Source organism: Amnibacterium sp. (assembly GCF_025463795.1).
GTDB lineage: Bacteria > Actinomycetota > Actinomycetes > Actinomycetales > Microbacteriaceae > Amnibacterium.
This window is the reverse complement of the sequence record NZ_JAODBE010000004.1, coordinates 14755-39871: the sequence shown is the minus strand read 5'-3', so window position 1 is coordinate 39871 and position 25117 is coordinate 14755. Positions and strand designations below refer to the sequence as shown.

At 73.4% G+C, this 25117-nt stretch carries 20 protein-coding genes, 1 tRNA gene and 1 other RNA gene; 12 read left to right on the top strand and 10 right to left on the bottom strand.

Annotation, left to right across the window (positions count from 1 at the left end; all coding sequences use genetic code 11):
• The first annotated feature begins 7 nt into the window (after window positions 1–7).
• The 6 genes from JWQ92_RS00305 to JWQ92_RS00280 all read left to right on the top strand — a co-directional run bounded on the left by JWQ92_RS00305 (window position 8) and on the right by JWQ92_RS00280 (window position 7302).
• Window positions 8–955: an NADP-dependent oxidoreductase gene (locus JWQ92_RS00305; protein WP_297342461.1), complete on the top strand. Its 948-nt coding sequence runs from the start codon at window positions 8–10 to the stop codon at window positions 953–955.
• 30 nt (window positions 956–985) lie between these two features.
• Window positions 986–2905, top strand: coding sequence for a prolyl oligopeptidase family serine peptidase (locus JWQ92_RS00300; RefSeq protein ID WP_297342460.1), 1920 nt, complete (start codon window positions 986–988; stop codon window positions 2903–2905).
• 60 nt (window positions 2906–2965) lie between these two features.
• Window positions 2966–3799: a DUF1684 domain-containing protein gene (locus tag JWQ92_RS00295; RefSeq protein WP_297342459.1), complete on the top strand. Its 834-nt coding sequence runs from the start codon at window positions 2966–2968 to the stop codon at window positions 3797–3799.
• A gap of 34 nt (window positions 3800–3833) precedes the next feature.
• Window positions 3834–5531: a bifunctional 3'-5' exonuclease/DNA polymerase gene (locus JWQ92_RS00290; RefSeq protein ID WP_297342458.1), complete on the top strand. Its 1698-nt coding sequence runs from the start codon at window positions 3834–3836 to the stop codon at window positions 5529–5531.
• A gap of 45 nt (window positions 5532–5576) precedes the next feature.
• The gene (locus JWQ92_RS00285) at window positions 5577–6536 is read left to right on the top strand and encodes an NADP-dependent oxidoreductase (RefSeq protein ID WP_297342457.1); all 960 of its coding nucleotides are present in this window, start codon (window positions 5577–5579) and stop codon (window positions 6534–6536) included.
• A 259-nt stretch (window positions 6537–6795) separates the two neighbouring features.
• Window positions 6796–7302 (top strand): DUF3145 domain-containing protein, encoded by a 507-nt coding sequence (locus tag JWQ92_RS00280; protein WP_297342456.1) that lies wholly within the window; start codon window positions 6796–6798, stop codon window positions 7300–7302.
• 510 nt (window positions 7303–7812) lie between these two features.
• On the opposite strand, the gene JWQ92_RS00275 is transcribed toward JWQ92_RS00280, so the two are convergent.
• The 6 genes from JWQ92_RS00275 to aceE all read right to left on the bottom strand — a co-directional run bounded on the left by JWQ92_RS00275 (window position 7813) and on the right by aceE (window position 15414).
• Window positions 7813–9051 (bottom strand): beta-ketoacyl-ACP synthase II, encoded by a 1239-nt coding sequence (locus tag JWQ92_RS00275; protein WP_297342455.1) that lies wholly within the window; start codon window positions 9049–9051, stop codon window positions 7813–7815.
• Between the two features lie 18 nt (window positions 9052–9069).
• Window positions 9070–9318, bottom strand: a complete 249-nt coding sequence (locus tag JWQ92_RS00270; RefSeq protein ID WP_297342454.1) for an acyl carrier protein — start codon at window positions 9316–9318, stop codon at window positions 9070–9072.
• A 65-nt stretch (window positions 9319–9383) separates the two neighbouring features.
• Entirely contained in the window at window positions 9384–10388 is a 1005-nt protein-coding gene (locus JWQ92_RS00265) for a beta-ketoacyl-ACP synthase III (RefSeq protein ID WP_297342453.1), read from the bottom strand.
• Window positions 10385–11290, bottom strand: coding sequence for an ACP S-malonyltransferase (locus JWQ92_RS00260; protein ID WP_297342452.1), 906 nt, complete (start codon window positions 11288–11290; stop codon window positions 10385–10387). Before JWQ92_RS00260 ends, JWQ92_RS00265 begins: the two co-directional genes overlap by 4 nt.
• A 90-nt stretch (window positions 11291–11380) precedes the next feature.
• Window positions 11381–12658, bottom strand: a complete 1278-nt coding sequence (locus JWQ92_RS00255; RefSeq protein ID WP_297342451.1) for a CdaR family transcriptional regulator — start codon at window positions 12656–12658, stop codon at window positions 11381–11383.
• Window positions 12659–12672: 14 nt separating this feature from the next.
• The gene (gene aceE, locus JWQ92_RS00250; protein WP_297342450.1) at window positions 12673–15414 is read right to left on the bottom strand and encodes a pyruvate dehydrogenase (acetyl-transferring), homodimeric type; all 2742 of its coding nucleotides are present in this window, start codon (window positions 15412–15414) and stop codon (window positions 12673–12675) included.
• A 185-nt stretch (window positions 15415–15599) separates the two neighbouring features.
• Here aceE and JWQ92_RS00245 point away from each other — a divergent pair.
• From JWQ92_RS00245 to JWQ92_RS00225, 5 genes are all read left to right on the top strand, one after another.
• Window positions 15600–15672 (top strand) — tRNA-Val (locus JWQ92_RS00245).
• A gap of 60 nt (window positions 15673–15732) precedes the next feature.
• Window positions 15733–16752 (top strand): saccharopine dehydrogenase NADP-binding domain-containing protein, encoded by a 1020-nt coding sequence (locus JWQ92_RS00240; protein ID WP_297342449.1) that lies wholly within the window; start codon window positions 15733–15735, stop codon window positions 16750–16752.
• 241 nt (window positions 16753–16993) lie between these two features.
• Complete coding sequence (locus JWQ92_RS00235) at window positions 16994–17251, top strand: hypothetical protein (protein WP_297342448.1); 258 nt, start codon at window positions 16994–16996, stop codon at window positions 17249–17251.
• Between the two features lie 74 nt (window positions 17252–17325).
• Window positions 17326–20025, top strand: coding sequence for a hypothetical protein (locus JWQ92_RS00230; protein WP_297342447.1), 2700 nt, complete (start codon window positions 17326–17328; stop codon window positions 20023–20025).
• A complete protein-coding gene (locus JWQ92_RS00225) occupies window positions 20022–20771 on the top strand; it encodes a hypothetical protein (protein WP_297342446.1) in 750 nt (249 codons plus the stop codon). The genes JWQ92_RS00230 and JWQ92_RS00225 overlap by 4 nt, the downstream gene beginning before the upstream one ends.
• Window positions 20772–20926: 155 nt before the next feature.
• On the opposite strand, the gene rnpB is transcribed toward JWQ92_RS00225, so the two are convergent.
• An RNA gene (gene rnpB, locus JWQ92_RS00220) (RNase P RNA component class A) lies at window positions 20927–21311 on the bottom strand.
• Between the two features lie 13 nt (window positions 21312–21324).
• On the bottom strand, window positions 21325–22149 hold the full coding sequence (gene ppgK, locus JWQ92_RS00215; RefSeq protein ID WP_297342445.1) for a polyphosphate--glucose phosphotransferase: 825 nt from the start codon (window positions 22147–22149) through the stop codon (window positions 21325–21327).
• Window positions 22150–22221: 72 nt separating this feature from the next.
• On the opposite strand from ppgK, the gene JWQ92_RS00210 reads away from it, so the two are divergent.
• Window positions 22222–22401, top strand: a complete 180-nt coding sequence (locus tag JWQ92_RS00210; protein WP_297342444.1) for an SPOR domain-containing protein — start codon at window positions 22222–22224, stop codon at window positions 22399–22401.
• Window positions 22402–22511: 110 nt separating this feature from the next.
• On the opposite strand, the gene panB is transcribed toward JWQ92_RS00210, so the two are convergent.
• Together panB and JWQ92_RS00200 are read right to left on the bottom strand one after the other, a co-directional pair.
• Window positions 22512–23321, bottom strand: coding sequence for a 3-methyl-2-oxobutanoate hydroxymethyltransferase (panB, locus tag JWQ92_RS00205; protein ID WP_297342443.1), 810 nt, complete (start codon window positions 23319–23321; stop codon window positions 22512–22514).
• Window positions 23322–23343: 22 nt separating this feature from the next.
• Window positions 23344–25074 carry an NAD+ synthase gene (locus tag JWQ92_RS00200; RefSeq protein WP_297342442.1) on the bottom strand — a complete coding sequence of 577 codons (1731 nt, stop codon included), beginning with the start codon at window positions 25072–25074 and terminating at the stop codon, window positions 23344–23346.
• Between the last annotated feature and the right edge of the window lie 43 nt (window positions 25075–25117).

The following is a 25117-nucleotide window of genomic DNA, read 5'->3' as shown; positions in this document are numbered from 1 at the left end:
TGGCCCCATGAGCCGTCAGGTCGTCGCCCCGCGTTACGGGGGCCCGGAGGTGCTGGAGCTCCGCGACCGCGAGATCGCGCCGCCGGGGACGGGCCGCGTGCTGATCCGGGTGCTGGCCGCGGGCGTGAACCCCGCCGATACGAAGCGGATCGCCGGGCGCTTCGGCGACGACCCGTCGAAGCTGCCCCTCCGCCCGGGCAGCGAGGTCGCCGGGATCGTGACGGCCGTCGGCGAGGACGTCGCTCCCGCGGGCCGCGGGATCGAGGTCGGGCAGGAGGTCGTCGCCTATCCGGTCGTCGGCGGGTGGGCGGACGAGGTCGTCGCGAAGGCGGAGCACGTCTTCCCGAAGCCCGGTCCGCTTTCCTTCCCGGCGGCCGCGAACCTGCTGCTCGCCGGCACTGCGGCCGCCCACCTGGTCGACGTGACCGGAGTCGGCACGGGCGATGTCGTGCTCGTGCACGGCGCCTCCGGCGGTGTGGGCACCCTGGCCGTGCAGCTCGCGCGGCTCGCCGGCGCCCGGGTGCTCGGAACGACGAGCGACCGGAACGCCGACCTGGTGCGGCGCCTCGGCGCCGAGCCGGTCCGCTACGGGGACGGTCTCGTGGACCGAGTCCGCGCCCTCGCGCCCGGCGGCGTGGACGCCGCCCTCGACTGCGTCGGGACCGACGAGGCGGTGCGCGCGTCGCTCGCGCTCCTGGCCGACCCCGGGCGCCTCGCGACCATCGTCGCCTTCGAGGCGGTGCTGGCCGCCGGTGGCAAGGCGCTCGGTGCCGGGCCCGGCGCGGATCCGGGCACCGCGTTCCGCAACGCGGCGCGCGCCGGGCTGATCGCGCTCGCCGACGAGGGCCGGCTCGAGGTGCCGGTGGCCGCCACCCGTCCGCTCGCGGAGGCGTCAGAGGCGCTCCGGGTCCTCGCGCGCGACCATCCGGGGGGGAAGCTCGCGCTCGTGCCGTGAGCCGTCGGCGGCGCCCGCTACCGTGAAGCGATGTCCGAACGCCGGGTCGCTCCGTACGGCGAGTGGGAGTCTCCGCTCGATGCCGACGCGCTCGCCGAGGGAGCGCACCTGCCTGCCGAGGCCGCCTACGTGGACGGTGTCGCCTGGTGGTCGGAGTCCGTCGCCGCGGAGCGCCTCGTCGCCCTGTTCCGCGCAGGCCCGGACGGATCGCCCGAGCGGCTCCTGCCGGGTCCGTGGAACGTCCGCAGCCGCGTGCACGAGTACGGCGGCGGTGCCTGGACGGCCGTTCCGGGCGGTGCGGTCTTCGTCCACTTCGACGACCAGCGGCTCCGGCGGATCGACGTGACGGGCTCGGACCCGGTCCCGCTCACGCCTGAGGACCCGACCGTGCGGTACGGCGGCCTCCGGTCGGTCGGCGACCGGGTCCTCGCGATCCGGGAGACGGCGACCGGCGACGGGCCGACCGACGTCGAGCGCGATCTCGTCCTGGTGCCCCTCGACGGGCGGGCCGCGGGCGACGCCGCCGCGATCACGAGCGTCGTCGCCGGCTCCCGCTTCCTCGCCCATCCGGCCGTCTCGCCCGACGGGCGGCGCCTCGCCTGGATCGCCTGGAACCACCCCGACATGCCGTGGGACGCGAGCGAGCTCCGCGTGGGCGACCTGGTCGACGGGCGGGTGCCCGAGTGGCGCACGCTGCTCGGCGGCCCCGGTGAGTCCGTCCTCCAGCCCGAGTGGCTCGACGACCGAACCCTCGCCGTGCTCTCGGATCGCACCGGCTGGTGGAACCTCTACCGTCTGCCGCTCGACACCGGCGGGCTCGAGCCGCTGGATCCGCGGGCGCGCGAGACCGGCGGCCCGCTGTGGGTGCTCGGCCAGCGCTGGTACCTGCCGACCGGCGACGGACGGATCCTCGCGACCTCGACGCTCGGCGCCGATGAGCAGGTGCTGCTCGACCCGGCGACCGGCCAGCGTCGGCGCCTGCGCGGTGAACGGTCGAGGACCGAGTGGTGGGCGGTCGCCGACGGCAGGGCCCTGCTGATCGACGAGGCCGCGAGCGAGCCGGGCGGGCTCCGCGAGCTCGACCTCGCGACGGGGGAGTTCCGCACGATCCGCGGTGCGATCGACGGGCTGCCGCTCGACGCGTTCCCGGCGGCCGAGCCGATGGACTTCGACGGCGTCCACGCCGTCGTGTACCGCCCGAGCAACCCCCGCTTCCGGGCGCCCGACGACGAGCTGCCGCCGTTCGTCGCGTTCGTGCACGGCGGCCCGACCGCCCAGGCGGGCGTCGGCCTCGATCCGTCGGTCGCGTTCTACACGAGTCGCGGCATCGGCGTCGTCGATGTCGACTACGGCGGGTCGACGGGGTACGGACGCGCCTATCGGGAGCGGCTGCGCGGGCAGTGGGGCGTCGTCGATGTCGAGGACGTGGTGACGGCCGTCACCGGCCTCGGCGCCGCCGGGATCGCCGACCCCGCACGGCTCGCCATCGAGGGCGGCTCCGCAGGCGGATGGACGGTGCTCGCCGCCTTGACCACCACTGACGTCTTCGCCTGCGGCGTCTCCTACTACGGGGTGGCCGACGCCGTGGCGCTCGCCACCGACACGCACGACTTCGAGTCGCGCTACACCGACGGCCTCATCGGCCCCTATCCCGAAGCCGCGGCGCTGTACGCGGAGCGGGCGCCGATCAACCACGTCGCCACGCTCACGACCCCGGTGCTGCTGCTCCAGGGCTCCGACGACCGGATCGTCCCGCCCGCCCAGTCGCAGGCGTTCCGCGACGCGCTCGCGGCCCGTGGCATCCCGCACGCCTACCTGGAGTTCGCGGGCGAGGGCCACGGCTTCCGCGGCAAGGACGCGATCGTGCGCGCCAAGGAGGCGGCGCTCGCCTTCCTCGGGGACATCCTCGGGTTCGTCCCGCCGGGCGTCCCCGCCCTCGACCTCGACTGACGGGAAGGCGGACGTCCCGCCGCCCGTTGCACCTCCCATCCGACCCCGAGAGGACCGTCCATGACCGACACCGCCACGGCACCTGCGACCGCCGAGCAGCGCTACGAGCGCTTCCACACCCTCCGCGAGCAGTCCGTCGCCACGCCGACCGGTTTCCTCGCGCTCGTGAACACGCAGTGGGTGGGCGAGGAGCAGACGATCTGGGGTGTGCCCGGCACGTGGGCGCCGCGACCGGGCGGCGCGTCCGGCCTGATCGTGCGCGCCGCCACCACCGACGGCATCGTCGTGGACGGCGTGACGGTCGACGGTGAGGCGGTCGTCCGGGGCAAGGACGACCCGCAGCCGAGCTCGGTCGTGTTCGACGACCACACCGTCGGCACCGTCATCCGCGGCGAGGACGGCCAGTACGCCCTCCGCGTGTGGGACGCCCGGTCGGAGGACGTGCAGCGCTTCGGCGGCATCTCCGCGTTCCCGTACAACCCCGCGTGGGTCGTCCGGGGCGTCTTCACGCCCCACCCGGAGGGCACGACCGTCGGCTTCTCGCACCTGAAGGACGACGGCGCCACGCGCGAGCTGCCGGTGCCCGGGGACATCGCGATCACGATCGAGGGCAGCGAGTACCGGCTCGCCGCCTTCAAGGACGGCAAGCGCCTCCAGCTCGTGTTCGCGGACGCCACGAGCGGCCAGGACAGCTACGGCGTCGGGCGCTTCCTCTTCCTCGCGCCGAACCCCGACGGGTCGATCACGCTCGACTTCAACTACGCCGTGCTGCCGCCGTGCGCGTTCAGCTACAACTTCAACTGCCCGCTGCCACCGAAGCAGAACCGCTTCCCCTTCCGGATCGAGGCGGGCGAGAAGCAGGTCCTCAACACGGACGGCGAGCTGCTGCACTGAGGCGGCTGTCCGACCCGCGGCCTACCGTCACGGCGTGACCCTCACCGCCGCCGAGCGCGACTCCGACGGGGCCTCCTCGGCCCCCTCGCACGTCGTGATCGACGGGACGAGGGAGCGGATCCGCGTGCGCGCGCTGGACTCGGGCGGCCGGGTGCTCGAGGACCGGCTCCTGCCGGCCGTGCAGCTGCCCACCCTCGTCGAGGGATGGGAGCCCTTCAGCCCCCGATGGGTGTGGGACACGGCTGCGCGCTACCCCGGCCTTCTCGCCGCCGGCGTGCGGGTGGAGCGGTGCCACGACCTGCGCCTCGCGCGCGGCATCCTGCGGCGGGCAGCCGCGACGGCCGAGCGCTTCGCCGCGATCCCGGTCGACGGCTGGGACGACCTGCCCGCCGAGCAGCGCACTGCGCCCGCTGCGCTCTTCGGGCTCGAGCCGGAGGCCGCGCCGGCCGACGCGCTCACGGAGTTCGAGCGGCAGAACGCGGCGGTCGAGGCCGCCCCTCGGCCCGGTGCGCTCCGGCTCCTGCTCGCCGCCGAATCGGCGGGCGCGCTCGCGGCGGCCGAGATGTGGCACGCGGGCCTGCCCTGGCGGGCCGACGTGCACGAGCGCATCCTCGAGCAGCGGCTCGGCCCGAGGGTCGGCGACGGTGTGCGACCCGCGGTGCTCGAGCGCCTCCTGGCCGAGATCCGCGAAGCGCTCACCGCGCCCGCGCTGAACCCCGATTCGCCGGTCGAGCTCGTCAAGGCCCTGCGCGCGGCCGGTCTCGTCGTCGAGAGCACCCGATCCCGGGAGCTCGCGGCGCTCGAGCATCCGGCGATCCCGCCGCTGCTCGAGTACAAGAAGCTCGCCCGGCTCGCCAGTGCGAACGGCTGGCACTGGCTCGACAGGTGGGTCGAGCAGGGCCGGTTCCGTCCCGACTACGTGGTCGGCGGCGTGGTCACCGGCCGCTGGGCGACGCGCAACGGCGGGGCTATGCAGCTGCCGAAGCAGATCCGCGCCGCGGTCACCGCCGATGCCGGGTGGCGGCTCGTCGTCGCCGACGCGGCGCAGCTCGAACCGCGCGTGCTCGCCGGGATGGCGCAGGACCGCAGCATGGCGAAGGCGGGGCACGGCCGCGACCTCTACGACGGCATCGTGGCGACCGGCGCCGTCGCCGACCGCACCGCGGCGAAGTACGGCATGCTCGGCGCGCTCTACGGTGCGACGCAGGGCACGGGCGGCCGGCTGGTCCCGCGGCTCGCCCAGCGCTTCCCGCAGTCCCTCGGCCTGGTCGAGCGCGCGGCCAGGATCGGTGAGCAGGGCGCAACGGTCTCCACGCTGCTCGGGCGCACGTCGCCGCCCCCGTCCGAGCAGTGGCGTGCCGCGCAGCGGGCTGCGACGGACCTCGACGCGGATCCGGTCGCGCTGCGCCGTGCGCGGTCCCTCGCCCGCGAGCAGGGCCGCTTCACCCGCAACTTCGTGGTGCAGGGAACCGCGGCCGAGTGGGCGCTCTGCTGGATGGCGGAGCTCCGCAAGCGGCTCTGGGAGCTGGGGTCCGGAGCACTCCACGAGCGGCCGCATCTCGTCTACTTCCTGCACGACGAGGTGCTGGTGCACACGCCCGAAGGAGTGGCCGAGCAGGCGGCGCAGGCCGTGCGCGAAGCCGCCGTCACGGCCGGGCGCCTCCTCTTCGGCGGATTCCCGATCGACTTCCCCCTCGACGTCGCCGTGGTGGACTCCTACGCCGACGCCTGACCGGCGTCCGGCGGATCCGCAGGCCGTCCGGCGTTCAATGCCCACATGAGCAACGAGACCCCGACCAGCGTCCGCCGCGTCCTCGCCCCCGAGTACGGGGGCCCCGACGTCCTCCGCGTCGTCGAGGAGGACGTCGTGCACCCCGGACCGGGCCAGGTGATGATCGCCGTCCGCGCGGCCGGGGTGAACCCCGCCGACTACAAGGGGTTCTCCGGCCAGCGCAGCGCCGACCCCGACGCCCTGCCGATCAGGCCCGGCTACGAGATCGCCGGGACCGTCCTCGCACTCGGCGCGGACACCGAGCTCGCCTCGGGTGGTGGAGCGGTCGGCGATCCGGTGATCGCGTTCCGGGTCTCCGGCGGCTACGCGTCCGTGCTCACGGTCCCGGCGAAGGACGTGTTCGCGAAGCCGGACGCCCTCGACTTCCCGGCCGCCGCGAACCTGCTGCTCGCCGGCACCACCGCGGCCGACATGCTGCATGCGGTGGACGCCCAGGACGGCGAGACGCTGCTCGTGCACGGCGCCTCCGGCGCGGTGGGTGTCAGCCTGCTGCAGCAGGCGCGGCGGCGGGGGATGCGGGTGATCGGCACCGCTGCGGAGCGCAACTTCGACATGGTCCGTCGATTCGGCGGCGAGCCGGTGGCCTACGGCGCGGGCCTCGAGCAGCGCGTCAGGGACGCCGCGCCCGACGGCGTCGACGCTGCGTTCGACTGCGTCGGCACGGACGAAGCCGTCGACGTCTCGCTCGCGCTCGTGCCGAAGGAGCGGGTCGTCACCATCGCGGCGTTCCAGCGGTCGCAGCAGGACGGGATCCGCGTCGTCGGTGGCGGCATGCCGGAGAGCGCCGCGTTCCGGGACCGCGTGCGCGCGGACCTGATCGCGCTCGCCGCGTCCGGCCATCTCGTCGTGCCGGTGGCGCGCACCTACCCCCTCGACCGTGGCGCCGACGCGCTCACCTTCCTCGCGGACGGCCATCCGGGCGGCAAGCTCGCGCTCCTCCCATGACCGTCCGGCGCGTCGCACCGACGGGCGCTCCGGCCGGAGTGACAGTGGGGCGACCTCCGTTCCTCCCACCCCTCCGACGGGCGCCCGCCGCCGCGGCACGCCGTCCGGCGCGTTCTCGCCTTGTCATTCCGGCGTGTCGTCGGGCATACTTCCGGGGAGTCGAATAGGGCTCCGCTAATTTCATAAGCGGTGGCATCGGTTCATCCGTTCACCACAGGTCGTTGGGGAAGACGCATCTGTTCGAACGGAGGACGAATCCATGGTCACCACCTCCGCCCGGGGCGTGCTGTACGTGCACTCGTCGCCTCGTGCGCTCTGCCCCCACGTCGAGTGGGCGGCAGGTCGCGCGATCGGCCGTGCCGTCAGCTTCTCCTGGGCTGATCAGCCGGTGCTCCGCGGTTCGCAGCGCACCGACTTCTACTGGGAAGGCGCGCCGGGTACCGGCGCCGCCATGGCGAGCGCGCTCCGCGGCTGGGAGCATCTCCGCTTCGAGGTCACCGAGGACCCCCGCGACGGCGTCGACGGCAGCCGCTGGCTGCACACGCCCGACCTCGGGATCTTCCACGCCCAGACGGACGCGGCCGGCAACGTCGTGATCCCCGAGGACCGGATCCGCAACGCCATGGAAGCGGCCGGCACGAGCATCATCGAGCTCCACCGGGAGCTGCGCCTCGCCCTCGGGCAGGCTTGGGACGACGAGCTGGAGCCCTTCCGGCACGCGATCGGATCCTCCTCCGTCACCTGGCTGCACCGCTCGGCGGTCTGAACCCGTGATCGCGACACGCCCGGGATGACATCCGTGTAATTCGACGGCGTGTCGTGTGGTCGTGCGCAGCCCACACGGATAGCGTTTTTGTGCCAGCGGATGCGAATTCTTCAGTGTTCGGGCTGTATGGGTAGCGGCCCTCGAACCTCAGCATCTTGCGGCAGAAGAGCCCCCGTCCGGATGGGTACCGGCCGGGGGCTCTTCCCTGTGTTGATGGTCTTCGATCCCCACGGGGATCGAAGACGTCGCTGACTGGTCCGGCCGGCCGCGCGCGAGCGCCCGGCCTCCGGACCCCGAGATCGGCTCGCGGTCGCGGGGTGGTGCAGGGCGTCGTGGACTGGTCCGGAGGCCGGCCGCGCGCGAGCGCCTGGCCTCCGGACCCCGAGATCGGCTCCCGGTCGCGGCCTGGTCCAGGACGCGCGAGCGCCATGCCCCATCTGCTGGGCTCATGGACGTCTGCCGATGTACCGGCCGCAGACGTCTTCAGCGGCCGCTGGTGCGGAGCAGCGGTCAGGCGCTCGCGAACGCCACGACGGCGTTGTGGCCGCCGAAGCCGAACGAGTTGCTGAGCGCCAGCACGTCGCCGGCGGGCAGCGGGCGCGGCGACGTCGCGACGTCGAGCGGGATCTCCGGATCCTGGTCCGTGAGGTTGATCGTGGGCGGCACGGTGCGCTCGTGCAGCGCCTTGACCGTGAAGAGCGCCTCGATCGCGCCGGCGGCACCGAGCAGATGGCCGGTGGACGCCTTCGTGGCGGTCACGACGATGTCGTCGAGCCGGTCGCCGAACACGTGCGCCAGCGCCCGGTACTCGGCGATGTCACCGACGGGCGTGCTCGTCGCGTGCGCGTTGACGTGCTTCACGTCCGCGAGGTCGTGGCCGGCCGCGTGCACGGCAGCGATCATCGCCCGCGCCGCCGCCGAACCCTCGGGGTCCGGAGCCGTGATGTGGTAGGCGTCGCTCGTCACGGCGGACCCGACGACGACCGCGTAGATCCGGGCCCCTCTGGCCTTCGCGTGCTCCTCCGTCTCGAGCACGAGCGCCGCTGCGCCCTCGCCGAGCACGAAGCCGTCACGGTTCGAGTCGTAGGGGCGCGAGGCCCGCGCCGGGTCGTCGTTCCGCTTGGACAGCGCCTGCATCGCCGCGAAGGCCGCGAGCGGCAGCGGATGGATGCTCGCCTCGGTGCCGCCCGCGATGATGACGTCCGCCAGGCCCGCCTGCAGGTGCTCGACCGCGTTGGCCAGCGACTCGGTGCTGGAGGCGCACGCCGACACGACGGTGCGGGCGCCCGCCCGCGCGGCGAACTCCATCTCGACGGCCGCTGCCGGCGCGTTCGGCATCAGCATCGGCACGGTCATCGGCAGCACCCGCCGCGGCCCCTTCTCGCGCAGGGTGTCCCACGCGTTCAGGAGCGTCCACACGCCGCCGATGCCGGTCGCCCAGTCCACGCCGAGCCGCTCGGGCTCCACCTCGGGGCTGCCCGCATCGGCCCAGGCCTCACGTGCGGCGAGCAGCGAGAACTGGCTGCCGCGGTCGAGTCGCTTCGACTCCACGCGATCGAGCACCGTCTCGGGGTCGGTGAAGGCCTGCGACGCGAACGTCACCGGCAGCGCGAGCTCGGTGACCCACGGCTGCTCGAGGTGGCGAGCACCGGAGGCGCCGTCGAGGAGCGCTGACCAGGTGTCCGGCGCGTTCTGCGCCAGGGGCGAGAACGTACCGAGACCGGTGACGACGATGCGTGGGGCAGTCATGAAGCGGACGGGATCCGATCAGTGCTGAGCGTTGACGATGAAGTTCACAGCGTCGCCGACGGTCTTGAGGTTCTTGACCTCTTCGTCGGGGATCTTGACGTCGAACTTCTCCTCGGCGTTGACGACGATCGTCATCATCGAGATGGAGTCGATGTCGAGGTCGTCGGTGAACGACTTGTCCATCTCGACGGTGTCGGTGGCGATCCCCGTCTCGTCGCTGATCAGCTCGGCGAGGCCGCTGAGGACTTCTTCGGTGGACTGGGCCATGGGTGGTCTCCTTGCTCGGGGGTCGGATCGACGGCAGACAGTGTATTGGGCGCGGTGTCGCGGGCTCAGGGCAGGCGGACGACCTGCGCCCCGAAGACGAGGCCCGCGCCGAAGCCGATCTGCAGGGCGAGGCCGCCCGACAGCTCGGGGTGCTCGGCGAGCAGCGCGTGGGCTGCGAGCGGGATCGACGCCGCCGACGTGTTGCCGGTCGTGACGATGTCGCGGGCGATCGCCACGTGCTCCGGCAGCTTCAGCTGCTTCGCGAGCTCATCGATGATGCGGATGTTCGCCTGGTGCGGGATGAAGGCGGCGAGATCGTCGGCGGTGATGCCGGCCACGTCGATCGCCTGCTGGGCGACCTTCGCCATCTCCCACACGGCCCAGCGGAACACCGTCTGGCCCTCCTGCCGCAGGGTCGGCCAGGCGACCGCGCCGGCGCCGTCGCGATACGCGGCGAGCGGGCTGTCCATGCCGACGGCGTCCCACTTGGATCCGTCGGAGCCCCACACGGTCGCCGCGACCCCGGGATCGTCGGACGGGCCGAGCACTGCGGCCCCGGCACCGTCGCCGAGGAGGAACGAGATCGTGCGGTCGGTGGGCTTCGCGAACTGCGACAGCTTCTCCGCGCCCACCACGAGCACGTACTCGGCGAGCCCGGAGCGGATGAACGCGTCGGCCTGCGCGATGCCGTACGTGTAGCCGGCGCAGGCGGCCGAGATGTCGTAGGCGGGCGCAGGCGTCGCGCCGACACGCTCGGTCAGGAGCGCGGCGAGCGAGGGGGTCTGCACCGTGTTCGAGATCGTCGACACGAGCACCGCGCCGATCTGCTTCGGGTCGATGCCGGCGTTCTCGATGGCCTGCTTCGACGCGTCGACGGCGAGGTCGATCGCCTCCACGCCGTCGGAGGCGCGACGGCGCTCGACGACGCCCGTGCGCTGGCGGATCCACTCGTCGGAGGAGTTGATCGGTCCGGCGATGTCCTCGTTCGTCACGATCATGTCGCCTCGGGCGGCGCCGAAGGCGAGGATGCGGGAACCCGGGTGGCCGGCGGCCTGGTGCAGGGCGGTCATTCGGTCCGATCGAACAGGTCGTGGGCGGCGGCGAGGTCCGCCGGTGTCTTCACCGCGACGGCCGGCACGCCCTTCAGCCCGCGCTTGGCGAGACCGGTGAGGGTGCCGGCGGGAGCCAGTTCGACGAGCCCGGTGATCCCGGCGGCGGCGAACGCTTCCATCGTGCGGTCCCACCGTACCGGGGACGCGACCTGACCGACGAGCAGGTCGAGGAACGCCGGGCCGCTCCTCACCTCCGAGCCGTCGTGGTTGGTCCAGATGCGGGCCGACGGGTCGGTCGGGCTGAGCGTGTCCGCGAACGCGCGCAGCGCGCCGACCGCGGGCCGCATCACCTCGCTGTGGAAGGCGCCCGCGACCTGCAGCGGGATCACCCGGCTGCCGGCGGGCGGCTCGGCCTTCAGCCGGTCGAGGGCGTCCAGCTCGCCGGCCGCGACGATCTGCCCGCCGCCGTTGCGGTTCGCGGGCACGAGGTCGAGCTCCTCGAGGCGCGCGACGACGGCCGCCTCGTCACCACCGACGACCGCGGCCATCCCGGTCGGTCGCGACGAGGCGGCCTCCGCCATGGCGCGCCCGCGGACCGCGATCAGGCGCATGCCGTCGGCCTCGTCGAGGATCCCTGCCGCGACCGCCGCCGTGACCTCGCCGACGGAATGGCCGGCCACGGCCCGCACCGGTCGGCCGAGCGCCGCAAGGGTGACGAGCCCCGCCGCCACGATGAGCGGCTGGGCGATCTCGGTGCGACGGATGGTGTCCGCGTCCGCCTGGGTCCCGAGCTGCACGAGGTCGAGACCGGCCGCGTCGCCGAGCCGCTCGAGGTGCTCACGCGCCGACGGGTCCTCGATCCACGGCGCGAGGAAGCCGGGCGACTGCGAGCCCTGGCCGGGCGCGACGACGACGATCACCGGTCCAGTCTGCCGAACGCGACGGGGCGTCGCCCGCGAGCGACGCCAACGAACGACCGCGAACACTGTCCACGATCGACAAAGGACCGCTCAGCGTCCGACGCGCCGCCTCGGCGGCACCGGCTCGCTGATCGCGCCCAGGATCAGCGCGGCGTGCAGGATGAGCGCCTCGCGCGGCCCCGTCGCGTCGTAGCCGATGAGCTCCGTGATGCGCTTGAGCCGGTAGCGGACGGTGTTCGGATGCACGAACAGCTCGCGCGCGGTGCCCTCGAGCGATCGGCCGTTGTCGAGGTAGGCCCACAGGGTGCCGAGCAGCTCGCTGGTCGAGTGATCCTTCAGGGGCCGGTAGATGCGGCCGATGAGGGTGGAACGCGCGAGCGGATCGCCGGCGAGCGCGCGCTCGGGCAGGAGGTCGTCGGCGAGCACCGGCCGCGGCGACCGGCGCCAGGCGCGCACGACCGCGAAACCGGCGAGGGCGGCGCGGGCGCTCCGGGACGCCTCGACGAGGTCGGGCACCGGGTGGCCGAGCACGACGGCGCCGGGACCGAAGCCGGATTCGAGCCGCTGAGCGATGTCGAGGAACGACAGCTGCCGGTCCTCTGCGCCCTCGGGGTCGGCCCGCGCGACGTCGGTCCGCACCTCGGCTTCGGGGCGTTCGCGGGCGGCCTCCTCGCGGCCGGCGATCGTCCAGCCGGAGCGCTCGTCCGCCCGTCCGATGACGAGCACCAGCCGGTTGCCCTGCACGCCGATGAGCACGTCCGCCGCGAGGTGCCGGGCCGTGCGGCGCAGCTGGTCGACGTCGAGCATCGGGGGAGTGGTGCCGACGAGCACGGCGACCTCGCCGTGGCCGTGCCAGCCGAGCGCCGCGATCCGGCTCGGCAGGGCGTCGTCCGCCTCCCCGGAGAGGATCGAGTCGACGACGAGCGCCTCGAGCCGGGCGTCCCAGAGTCCCCGGGCCTCCGCGGCGCGGGCGTACACGTCGGCGGCCGCGAACGCGATCTCCCGCGAGTAGAGCAGGATCGCCTCCCGCACCGAGTCGTCCGTGCCGCGAGTGACGCGTTCCTCCACGACCTCCACCGTCGCCCGGATGAGCTGCAGCGTCTGCTGGAGGCTCACGGACCGCAGCAGCTCCCGGGGCGCGGTGCCGAAGACGTCCGCGGCGATCCACGGCGTGGACTGCGGATCGTCGTACCAGCTGATGAACGACCGGATGCCCTGCTGGGCGACCAGCCCGACGGCGCTGCGCCGGCCCGGCGGCATCTCGCGGTACCAGGGCAGCGTGTCCTCGAGCCGTTTCAGCGTCGCCGTGGCGAGCTCACCGGCGATCTGGCGCAGCCAGGCGAGCGTCTCCTGCTTGGTTCGTGGCACGGAGGACCGGCCGGTCAGCTCTCGCCGCCGGCCGAACCCGTCGTGCCCGCGTTGACGTCGTCGAGGCGGTACTTCCGGAACGCCTCGGCCGCGGCTCCCGCGTCGACCTTGCCCTCCTCGGCGAGCAGCTCGAGCGCCCGCACGACGACGCTCGGCCCGTCGATGTGGAAGAACCGGCGTGCCGCCGCCCGGGTGTCGGAGAACCCGAACCCGTCGGCGCCGAGCGTGGAGTACGTGCGCGGCACGAACTGGCGGATCTGGTCCGGAACCGAGTGCGCCCAGTCGCTGACGGCGACGATCGGCCCCTCCGACTGCTGCAGCCGCTCGGTGACGAACGGCGTGCGGCGCGGTTCGCCCGGGTTGAGGAAGGCCTCCTCCTCGGCCTTCAGCCCGTCACGGCGCAGCTCCGACCAGGAGGTGACGCTCCAGACGTCGGCCGCCACGCCCCAGTCCTTCGCGAGCAGCTCCTGCGCCTCGAGGACCCAGGGCACGCCCACACCGGAGGAGAGCAGCTGCACGCGCGGGCCGTCGGCGTCCGCGCGCCTCAGCTGGTAGATCCCGCGCTTCACGCCCTCGACGTCGAGACCCTCCGGCTCGGCGGGCTGGGGCATCGGCTCGTTGTAGACCGTGAGGTAGTACATGACGTTCGGGGCGGGATGGCCCTGCCCGTCGGGTCCGACGCCGTACATCCGGTCGAGGCCGTCCGCGACGATGTGGCCGATCTCGTACCCATAGGCGGGGTCGTAGGCGACGACGGCCGGGTTGGTCTCGGCCAGGGTGTGCGAGTGGCCGTCGGCGTGCTGGAGGCCCTCACCGGTCAACGTGGTGCGGCCGGCCGTCGCGCCGATCAGGAACCCGCGGGCCATCTGATCGCCCGCCGCCCAGATCGCGTCCCCGGTGCGCTGGAACCCGAACATCGAGTAGAAGACGTAGACCGGGATGAGCGGCTCGCTCTGGGTCGCGTAGGAGGTGCCCACCGCGGTGAAGGCCGCGACCGCGCCCGCCTCGTTGATGCCGACGTGCAGGAGCTGGCCCTGGGGGCTCTCCTTGTAGGCGAGGAGCAGCTCGCGGTCGACCGACGTGTAGTGCTGGCCACGCGGGTTGTAGATCTTCGCGGTCGGGAAGAAGGCGTCGATGCCGAACGTGCGCGCCTCGTCGGGGATGATCGGCACGACACGGGCCCCGAAGTCCTTCGCCCGCACGAGGTCCTTGAGCAGACGGACGAACGCCATCGTCGTCGCGACGGCCTGCGTGCCGGAGCCCTTCTTGACGACCTGGTAGGCCTTCGCGTCCGGCAGGTTCACCGGCGCGTGGTTGACCCGACGCTGCGGCACGTAGCCGCCCAGAGCCCGTCGACGCTCCTGCAGGTACTGGATCGCCTCGTCGTCCTGGCCGGGGTTGTAGTACGGCGGCAGGTAGGGGTTCTCCTCGAGCTGCGCGTCCGTGATGGGGATGCGGAGCTCGTCGCGGAACTGCTTGAGGTTGTCGAGCGTGAGCTTCTTCATCTGGTGGGTCGCGTTGCGGCCCGCGAAGTTCGGGCCGAGCCCGTAGCCCTTGATCGTCTTCGCGAGGATGACGGTCGGCTGGCCCTTGTGCTCGAGCGCGGCCTGGTAAGCGGCGAAGACCTTCTTGTAGTCGTGGCCACCGCGCTTCAGGTTCCAGATCTGCTCGTCCGTGTAGTCCTCGACGAGCTTGGCCGCACGCGGGTCGCGGCCGAAGAAGTTCTCGCGGACGTAGGCGCCGTTCTCGGCCTTGTAGGTCTGGAAGTCGCCGTCGGGGGTCGAGTTCATGAGCTTGAGCAGCGCGCCCTCGGTGTCCCGGGCGAGCAGGTCGTCCCACTCGCGGCCCCAGATGACCTTGATGACGTTCCAGCCGGCACCGCGGAAGAAGCTCTCGAGCTCCTGGATGATCTTGCCGTTGCCGCGTACCGGCCCGTCGAGGCGCTGCAGGTTGCAGTTGACGACGAACGTCAGGTTGTCGAGGCCCTCGTTCGCCGCGACCTGGAGCTGACCGCGGCTCTCGACCTCGTCCATCTCGCCGTCGCCGAGGAACGCCCAGACGTGGCTCTCGGACGCGTCCTTGATGCCGCGGTTGGTGAGGTACTTCGCGAGCTGCGCCTGGTAGATGGCGTTGATGGGGCCGATGCCCATCGACACCGTGGGGAACTGCCAGAAGTCGGGCATGAGCCGCGGGTGCGGGTACGACGGCACGCTGTGCGGCGCGCGGGACTTCTCCTGCCGGAAGCCGTCGAGGTCGGCCTCGTTCAGCCGGCCCTCGAGGAACGCTCTCGCGTACATGCCGGGGGAGGCATGCCCCTGGAAGAACACCTGGTCGCCGCCGCCCGGGAAGTCGGGGCCGCGGAAGAAGTGGTTGTACCCCACCTCGTAGAGCGCCGCCGAGGAGGCGTACGTGGAGATGTGGCCGCCGACGGCGATGCCGGGCCGCTGCGCCCGGTGCACCGTGATGGCCGCGTTCCACCGGATCCACGCCCGGTAGCGCCGCTCGATGTCCTCGTCGCCCGGGAAGGTCGGCTCGTCCTCCGGAGCGATGGTGTTCACGTAGTCGGTCGTGGGGACCATCGGGATCCCGAGGTGCAGCTCCTGCGACCGGCTCAGCAGGCTGAGCATGATCTCGCGCGCCCGCTCATGCCCCGCTTGGGTCACGAGGGTGTCGAGGGATTCAACCCACTCGGCGGTCTCGGCCGGGTCTCGGTCGAGCGTGCCGGCGAGGTAAGGATTCTGATCGTTGACCGCCACCCGCATCTCACTTCCTGGTCGAAGAGAAGAGGCTCTGCGAGTGTAGTGCGGCCACCATGGGCACCCGTGGGGGGTCGGGTGCGTCGGCATGCTGCCGCCGCCATCAGTGCGGCGGAGGCGCCCGCAGAAGCGGGCCGAACGGCCCGCGGCAGGCCGGATCCCGCGCGGCTAGGCTCCCGGGCGAAGGGCCTTTAGCTCAGTCGGTAGAGCGCCACGTTTACACCGTGGATGTCACGCGTTCGAGTCGCGTAGGGCCCACTCGCCGCCCCTCGCATCGCGGCCCTCGCCGCATCGCGACGTCTCTGCGAGGATCCTGACGTGCTGGCCGTCTTCGGAGCCACCGGGAGGACCGGGTCGCTCGTCGCCGAGGTCGCCGTCGCGCGCGGCCTGGACGTGCTGCTGATCGGCCGCGACGAGACGATGCTCGCGGCGCTCGGCCGGCGCCTCGACCGGCCGTGGGCGGCCGCATCGCTCGGCGACGACCGGCTGACCCGGGTGCTCGAGCGGGCGGATGCGGTGCTGAACGTCGCCGGCCCGTTCGAGGCGACGGCCCGACCTGTGCTCCATGCCGCGATCGCGAGCCGCACCTCCTACCTCGACCTCTCGAACGACCTCGGGCCGGTGCTGTCCGTGCTTCGCGCCGATGCGGAGCTGATCGAGGCCGGTATCAGCGCCACCCCGGCGGTCGGGTTCGGCACCGTGGCGACCGACGGGCTCGCCCGGCTCCTCGCCGATCGTGTTCCGGACGGGATCCGCATCCGTCTCGGGATGGCGATCGGATCCGACGGGGGCAGCCGCGGCGTGTCGGCCAGCACCCTCGGGGTGCTCCGGGCGGGTGCGCGGCGGCTCGAGGACGGCGTCGTCGAACGCGCCGCGCTCGGCAGCGGGGCGTTCCGCGCGCCGGGGGCGGGCCCGCTGCTCGTGCCCGTCGGGCTGGCGGACCTCGCGATCACGCCGCTGACCACCGGCGTCCGATCCGTCGCGATCGGTGTCGCGATGCCGCTGCCGCGCCCGGCGGCCCGCCTGCTGCTGCCTGTCGTGGCCGCCGCGGCGCGCCGCCTGCCTGCGCTCCCGCAGAGCAGGCCCCGGGACCGGGACCGGGAGCCGGTCAGCCGGGCGTGGGCGGAGCTGTTCCGCGCCGACGGTTGGTCGGACTGGGCATCGCTCACCGCCGGGGACGGCTTCCGGTTCTCCGCCGAGTCCGCGGTGGATGCGGCGGAGCGCGTGCTCGCCGGAACCGCCGAGCCGGGGTCGGGCACCGCATCCGGCCGGTGGGGGAGCGGCTTCCTCGCGGCCGTCCGCGGCGTGGCGATCGAGACGTCCACGGGGGCCGCGTAGGCGCCGGATCCGCCGTGCTGTCGGAGTGAGGGACGGCAGAGCCGGCCACCACCCGTCCGAGCTCACCGCAGACCGAGCGTCGGCCGGACCTGCGCGACGCCGGGCGCCGCGCACGCCCGTTCGGGTGATCGTCCTGCGGTCCTCGCCACACCGGTTCCGGAAGTCCGCCGCGCGGCGCATGAGAACAAGGAATCACTGTCGGACCAGGGGTGTTGTATCCAGTGAAGCCGAGGAGGCACACATGAAGGGTGATCGCGTCGAGGTCGTCGTCGACACGGGCGGCGACACGAAGACATACGAGATCGAGGCGACCCGCGCGGGCCGCCGATTGGACATCGCCCACGGGCGCGGGCTGGTCGAGGTGACCGAGGTCACGAGGGGTGGCACGCCGGTGCGAACGGCGCGGTTCATGGCGAACCGGGTGATCGCGATGGTGGAGCACCCGGCGTCGCAGGAGGCCGTCGCGGACGAGGTCGTGCCGCTGCGCCCCGTCGCCTGACCGGACGGGCCTGAGGGCCCGATCGGCCCTCGTGGCTCCCCGGTCGGGGGCGACCCATCGATACGATGGCGGCCATGGCGGACGACCGGACCCGCGCGCACGCGGCAGCCGGACCCGACGAGGAGATCCACGACGACGACGAGCTCGCCGCCGCCCTCGCCGCCGAGCTGGACCGCATCGCGCCGACGGGCGCCGTACCCGTCCTGAGAGCCTCCGCCGTCCCCTTCGGGCCGGTCCGGCCGGAAGCGACGCCTCCCGCTCAACCGGTCGAGAATCGTCCGTCGGCAGGGCGGCAGCCCGTCGTCGCGGGGCCGGCCCAGCCATCGTCGGTTCGGCGATCGGCCGAACCGGAAGGATCCGCAACGCCGTCGCGTCGCGTCGCGTCGACGGCACCGGAACGGCAGGGACCGCCGAACGAGGGCGACCGACCCGAGGCGCTCGCCCCGCGCTCGGCGCGCCGGCACGCGCCGTCGGCGACGCCCGAGGCCGCCACCCCGGAGCCGCATCACCGGCACGTCGAGACCTCGGCGCGGCACAGTGACCGCGAGGCACGGGGCGCCCGGCTGCAGGCGGTTCCGGCCGGATCGGGCGCCGCGCAGGGAACGCCCGTTGAAGCCGACGTACCGCTGGCCCCGCCGCCGCCCGTTCGCGCCACCCGGGCCCCGAGCTTCTCCACGACCGCGGAGCCGAGACCCGAGCCCGCGCCCGGCCGGAGGCGGGCGGCCGATCCCGAGCCGCCGAGCACGCAGCCGGTCGTGATCCCCGAGGCCGTGCGTCCGATCTCGGAGTCGGCGCTGCCCCCGCCGCCGGACCTCCAGGACCCGCTGCGCGAGACCGGCCCGCTCGCGCTGCCCCCGACGCTCTACGACTCGTGGGAGCAGTCGCTCCGCTCGATCGGTCGGCCCCGGTCCGACGACTGGCTCGACTCGACGGTCGCCGATCATTCGGATGCCGACGCGGCCACCATCTCGTTGTCGCGGGCGGCGCTCGGCCCGCTGCCCGAGCCGCCCGCTCGCGAGCCGGCGGCGGAGATCGTCACGCCCGCCGCCGAGGAGGCGGCGACCGTGCCGGAGCCCCGCCGCCGAGGCCGTGCCGGCCGAGCAGCCCGCGTCGAGCTTCCTGGGGCCGCGCCGGAACCGGTGGCCGGACCCGTTCCCGCTGTGGCTGCGGCCACCACGGTGTCGCACACGGATCCACCGGTCGTGGACAGCCCTCCGCTCGCGGAGGAGGAGAGCGACGGCGTCGACGAGGTCGACACGGGGATCCGGGCGGTGTCCGCGGCCGACACGGCGTCCGTACCCCTCCCGCCGATGATCGAGCAGGCGGCGCCCGTCAGCGGGGCTATCCCGGTCGTCGTCCCTCGTGACACGACGGAGGCGAAGGACGAGCGCCGGGTTCCGCTGGGTGGCGCATCGCTGCTCGCGCTGCTGCTCGTCTGGTGCGGCGCGCTCGCGTCCCCGGCGCTGTTCCTCGCCGGCTTCGGCCTCGCCGCCGGAGGCGGGGGCGGTGCGGCAGCCGGCGCCCTGGTACTCGGCGTCGCGCTCGCCCTTCCCGCGGCTGTGCGCCTCACCGCAGCGTCCGATGCCGACCGCGCCGGCTCACCGGCCATCGCGTCCCGCGTCTTCGGGCCGCGCGGCGGTCCGGCCGTCGCGGCCGTGCTGCTCGCCGCACGACTGCTCGCCGCAGTGCTGGCACTCCTCGGCGTGGCCGACCTGGCCGCAGCATTCACCGCTCGCACCGGTGTGGGCGGCACGTCCAGCTCCGCGGCCTCCGTGACTGCCGTCCTGGTGGCCGGCCTGGCGGCGCTCCTCGCCGTCGCCTGGCCGCGGCGAACGACCCGGATCGTGCTCGGCGTGCTCGCGGTCCTCGCGCTGCTCGTCGCCGTGATCGTGCTCGTCGTCACCGCGCCGGCGGTCGCGACCGCCGTGCCCACCGCGCCCCCCGCAGTGAGCACCGTCACCGGTGGTGCCGTCGGATTCGCGGTGCCGGGGCTCCTGCTCACCGCGACGGTCGCCGACGCCACCCTGCTCGCGGCGGGTCGCCGCCGTGGACGTGGTGCCGCCGTCGCGATCGTGCTCGCCGCGATCGTCGGCCTCGTGATCCTCGTGCTCGCGCTCGCCGTCGGACGGGGCGCCGGCGCGTCCGGCGATGGGGCCACCGCCTTCGCCGGTGTGGTCGCCGACGCGACCCCCGCGTCGGCCGCGGTGCCGCTCGGCGTCGCGCTCCTCGTCGCCGCGCTGCCGCTTCCGGCCCTGCTCCTCGCCACGTCCGGCGACGCCGCCGCCGTGCTGATCGGCGCGGGCCGCTCCGCTCGCCTCGGCTCGGTCGCCGCCGGACTGCTCGTGCTCGCCGTGACCCTGGCGCTGTTCGCGGTCGGGCTCACCGCGCCGAGCGCACTCGCGACGCTCGGCCCGGTGCTCGGCGTCCCGGTCGCGGTGTGGACGGGTGTCGTCACGCTCGCACCCCTGCGGTCGCCCGCGACCCGCTCGGTCCGGGCGACGGCGTTCGTCGCGGCGGCGATCGCGACCGTCATCGGCTGGCTGCTCGTCGACGGCCTGCTCGTCCCGGGGGAGCGCAGCCCCGTGCTCGACCTGCTCCGCATCCCGCTCGGCTCCGCCTGGCGTGGGGGTCCGGCGCTCGGCGTGCTCGTCGCGTTCGTGCTCGGCCTGCTCGCCGCGGTGCTCGCCAGGGCCGCCGCGTCGCGGGCCGCGGCCCCGCCCGCCTCGCGGCTCCGCAGCAGCGGTGGGCAGGCCGTCGATAGTGTGGAGGGATGAGCGTCGCCGGAGTCACCGCACCACCTGAGGTGCAGGCCCGGCTGCTGGAGCTTCAGGCGCTGGACGACGAGCTCGGCCGCATCACCGCGCATCGACGTCGCTTGCAGGCGGGTGGCGACCTGCCAGCGGCGGCCGACGAGCAGGCCGGGCTGCGCCGTCGTGCTGCGGACGAGCGCGGCGTGCTCGAGGATCTGCGCACGCGCATCCGCCGGCTCGAGTCCGACGTCGCCCTCGTCGAGCAGCGGCTGACGCGGGATCGCGGACGGCTGAACGCGACGTCGTCGTCGAAGGACGCGCAGGGGCTGGAGCAGGAGATCGCCTCCTTGGTGCGCCGCCGGGGCGCCCTCGAGGACGACGAGCTGGAGCTCATGGAGGCGCTCGAGACCGCGGAGACGGCGGCTGCCGAGACCGGCACGGCGCTGGCGGCGGCGGAGGAGCGGGTCCGCGCGCTGCAGGCCGACCAGGACGACGCGCTCGCGGGCCTCACCGAGAACGAGCAGCGGGTCACCGCCGAGCGCGTGGCGTTGGTCGCGGAGCTGCCGGGTCCGCTGGTCGCGCTCTACGACCGGCAGCGCACGCGGTACGGCATCGGCGCCGCCCTGCTCACGCGTGGGGTGTCGCACGGCAGCAACATGGCCTTGACGGGGGCGGACCTCGCGGAGGTGCGCGCGGCAGCCCCGGATGCGGTCGTGCTGGATGCGGAGAGCGGCTGCATCCTCGTCCGGACGGCGGAGAGCGGCCTCTAGCCCCCTACGCGACCCGCGCCGCAGGAGCGGCGGCGCGGGCCACGGCCGTGAGTCGGTCTCTGGATCGGGAGGCCTCTGGATCGGGAGGCCGGGCCGCCGCGCCGGTCCGGCCGGACTGCCCACGACCCGCGCCGCAGGAGCGGCGGCGCGGTAATGAGAATGGGCCGGCGATACGCCGGGTTCTGTACCGCTCCTGGTGGAGCGGTGACGGCCATCTATCTCGGGACTACGTTGCCGCAGCCCTCCAGCGGTCCACCCGGGACCATCGGCGAGCAGCCGAATCGGTCCCTGTTCGACCTTGCTCCGGGCGAGGTTTACCCAGCGGATCCGGTCACCCGGACCCCTGGTGGTCTCTTACACCACCGTTTCACCCTTACCCCGTGCGTCCTCGCGGACGCTCGTGGCGGTCTGCTCTCTGTTGCACTTGCTCTCGGGTCACCCCGGGTGGGCGTTACCCACCGCCCTGCTCTGCGGAGCCCGGACGTTCCTCGGCGGTCGCCGCGGTGAAGCGGCGGCCGACGCGGCCGTCTGCCGGCCCATTCCGCAGCCGAGTCTAGGCGGTGGGGGAGGGGGCGCTCTCGTTGGTGGAGCGGATGAGGTGCTCGGCGCCCTGCGTGTACCGGTCGCCGGAGCCGTGGGCGGCGAGGGCGGCGGCGCCGAGGATGCCGGCGTTGTTGCGCAGCGCTGCGGGCACGATCGGGGTGTCGAGCTGGAGGAGCGGCAGGAACTCGTCGGCGTGCTTCGAGACGCCGCCACCGACGATGAAGAGGTCGGGCGAGAAGAGGAACTCGAGCTTCTCGTAGTACGTCTGGAGCAGGGCGGCCCAGCGCTTCCAGCTCAGCTCCTTGCGCTCGCGGACGGCGTTCGACGCGTGCGTCTCGTAGTCGTGCCGGTCGCCGATGTCGAGGTGGCCGAGCTCGGCGTTGGGGACGAGCAGGTTGCGGTAGATGATCGCGCTGCCGATCCCGGTTCCGAGCGTGGTCATGAGCACGAGCCCGTCGACGTCCTTCGCGGCACCGAACTCGCTCTCGGCGTAGCCGGCCGCGTCGGCGTCGTTGACGAAGGTGATGTCTCGGGCGAGGGCCCGCTCGAAGAGCTGCTCGGCGGCCAGGCCGACCCACTTCTTGGACACGTTCGCCGCGGACATCGTGCGGCCGTTCCGCACGATCGCGGGGAAGCAGACGCCGATTGGGGCGTCGGCGGAGCGGTCGTCGAGTTCGGCGAGGATCGTGTGCACGACCTTCACGATGTCGTCGGGCTCGCCGCCCTCGGGGGTGGGTCGCTTGATCCGGTCGCTGAGCAGCTCACCCGTCGTCACCTCGACGAGGCCGCCCTTGATGCCGGTGCCGCCGATGTCGATGCCGATCGCCTGGGCCACCGTTTCAATCTAGCGTGCGGGCATACGATCCCCTTCGGCTCCGGTGCGGGGCCGACGGGAGAGGGGACGGTCATGGCCGACGCCGACGCGTGGTGGTTCAACACGAAGACGGGTCAGGTGGAGCACGGCGCGCAGTCGCCGTGGACGGACCGAGCCGGGCCCTACACGTCCCGGGAGGAGGCGGAGGGCGCAGCGGCGCGCATCGCCGAGAACAGCCGGCGCTGGGCGGACGAGGATCGGCGCGAGCAGTGACCTCCGCCGGGCCGCCGTGTTCAGGAGTTCACGCGTGGCGCGGCGCGAGCATCCGCGGGTCCTTCTGAGCGACCCCGCCGGATCCTGCGAACGACGGATGGCACGGCCGCTCAGTCGTACTCGTGCTCCGGGGCCGGGTAGCGGCCTTCCGCGACGTCCTCGCGGAACGCCTCGACGGCGCTGGTCAGCGTGCCGCGCAGGTCCGCGTACCGCTTCACGAACTTCGGGATCCGGCCGGCGGTGAGTCCCGCGAAGTCGGTCCAGACGAGCAGCTGCCCGTCGACGTGCGGGCCGGCGCCGACGCCGATCGTCGGGATCGACAGCAGTTCCGTGACCCGCCGGGCGACGGTGGACGGCACCATCTCGAGCACCACGGCGAAGGCGCCGGCGTCCTCGACGGCTTGCGCATCGGCGATCAGCTCCTCCGCGTCGGATCCGCGGCCCTGCACCCGGTGCCCGCCCAGCCGGTGCTCGCTCTGCGGCGTGAACCCGATGTGCGCCATGACGGGGATGCCGGCGGAGACGATCCGCTCGATCTGCCGGGCGCTGCGGCGACCGCCCTCGAGCTTGACGGCGTGCGCTCCGGTCTCCTTCATGAAGCGGAAGGCGGTGGTGAGCGCCTGGTCCGGGCCGAGCTCGTAGGAGCCGAACGGGAGGTCGGCGATGACGAACGCACGCCGGGCCGCGTGGGCGACCGACCGGGTGAGGGGGATGAGCTCGTCCGCGGTGACCGGCACCGTCGACTCGTAGCCCAGGACGACGTTGCCGGCCGAGTCGCCGACGAGCAGGAAGTCGATCCCTGCCGCGTCGAAGATCTCGGCGGTCTGCACGTCGTAGCTCGTCAGGCCGGTGATGCGGACGCCCGTCTCCTTGGCCTGCTGGAAGTGCCGGGTGCGCACCCTCGCGCGGGGATCTGCCATGGGACGAGCGTAGGACGTGTCGTCAGTCGGCCGGCCGATAGGTGATCGGGAGGCGGCGGTCGCGGCCGAAGGCCATCTGCGAGATCTTCGGTCCGATGGCGCTCTGCCGCCGCTTCCACTCGGCACGGTCGGTCAGCGCGACGACCTGCTGCACGACGGCCGGGTCGTACCCGGCGTCGAGCAGCTGCTGCCGGCTCCAGCGGTCGGTGATGTAGCGCTCGAGGATCTCGTCGAGAAGCTCGTACGAGGGCAGCGTCTGCTGGTCGGTCTGGTCGACCCGCAGCTCGGCGGACGGCGGCTTCGCAATGGAGCTCTCCGGGATCGGTGCGGTCTCGCCCCGTTCGAGCGCGGCGCGGTTGCGCCACCGGGCGAGCTGCCAGACGAGCGACTTCGGCACGTCCTTCAAGGGGTTGAAGCCGCCGACCGAGTCGCCGTAGACGGTCGAGTACCCGACGGCGAGCTCGCTCTTGTTGCCGGTCGTGAGCACGAGATGCCCCTCCTGGTTGGAGAGGGCCATCAGGATGAGCGCCCGCGCGCGGGCCTGGATGTTCTCGGCAGCGAGCCCCTCGAGGTGGAGCTGGCGCTCGAAGGGCAGCACGAGGTCCTCGATCGGCTCGGTGCGGTACACGAGGCCGATCCGGTCGGCGAGCTCGTCGGCGTCCGACCGGGAGTGCTCGGACGAGTAGCGGCTCGGCATCGAGACGCCGTGGACGCGCTGCGGACCGATCGCGTCGGCGGCGAGCGACGCGACGACGGACGAGTCGATCCCGCCCGACAACCCGAGGATCACGGAGGGGAACCCGTTCTTCCGCACGTACCCGGCGAGGCCGAGGGTCAGCGCTTCCCAGATCTGCTGGAGGTCGTCGGGCGGCCTGCTCACGTCGGGCTGCAGCGGCGGCCGCACGCGCTCGTGCTTCGGCAGGGTGACCCGAACGACGCCGTCGAGCACCGTCGGCTCGCCCGGATCCGGCGCCTCCACGTCGACGACGAGCAGGTGCTCCTGGAACTGCGGCGCGCGGGCGACGATGCGGCCGGTGGGATCGACGACCACGCTGTCGCCGTCGAAGACAAGGTCGTCCTGGCCGCCGACGAGGTTCACGTAGGCGACGACCGCGTCCGTCTCCCTCGCGCGCCGCCTGACCAGCGGCAGCCGGACGTCGTCCTTGTCCCGTTCGTAGGGCGAGCCGTTGATCACGAGCAGCACCCCGGCGTCCGCCGAGGCGACGCGGCTCACCGGCCCGCCGTCCCGCCAGATGTCCTCGCAGATCGCGAGCGCCACGTCGACGTCGCCGATCCGCAGCACGACGAGTTCGTCGCCCGGGATGAAGTTGCGGTACTCGTCGAACACCGAGTAGTTCGGCAGGTGGAACTTCGCCTGCCGGGCGACCAGTCGGCCGCCGTGGAGCACGGCCGCGCAGTTCTGGGCGATCGAGGTGGGCGAGGTGCCCCGGTCGTCGGGCCGCGGGTCGAAGGGGCCGTCCGGGAAGCCGAGCACCATCGGGAGGTCGCCCAGGCCCTCCGCCTCGAGCCGGGCGGCCAGGTCGAGCAGATGCGCGTGCGACGCGGCGAGGAACGCGGGGCGCGTCGCCAGGTCCTCGATCGGATACCCGGAGAGGGCCATCTCGCCCAGCGCGACGAGGTCGGCGCCCGCCTCGCGGGCCCGACGGGCGGCGTCGATCGCGGCGGCCGCGTTGGCCGGGAAGTCGCCCATGACGGGGTCGGTCTGCGCCAGCGCGATGCGCAGCATGGGCATGCCCGCTAGTTTAGGGATGGCTCGGACGGCGCCTGGTTCCGGT